The following is a 299-nucleotide window of genomic DNA, read 5'->3' as shown; positions in this document are numbered from 1 at the left end:
GAATTCAGCGCATCGTAATGCAGATAACGTGTCTGTTTGTTCTCCAGTTTGTTTTCTGTATTTTTAAACTGGGTATTCAGTGCGATCAGTTTGCCATCAGCATAGATATAGTGCTGATGCTGCACTTGGCCGGTTTTGGTGTCGGTAATACGTTCATACTGATTGCTGACATAAACCGTTTGCTTACCATCGCTGGATTTTTTCAGATAGCGGTTATGGTTGGCATCGTAGACAAATTCGACGGTGTGCTTCTCCCGCGAAATCTTCACCGGTTTGTTGAAGGCACTCCAGTCAATCAC

General features: G+C 44.1%; 1 protein-coding gene. It reads right to left on the bottom strand.

Going from position 1 to position 299, the window contains the following annotated elements:
* Window positions 1–299 (bottom strand): hypothetical protein (locus tag ACYP03_RS25520; protein WP_459782608.1); only part of this gene is annotated, 299 nt, incomplete at both ends.

This window comes from Photobacterium sp. R1, assembly GCF_054600795.1.
This window is presented reverse-complemented; position numbering and strand designations above follow the sequence as displayed.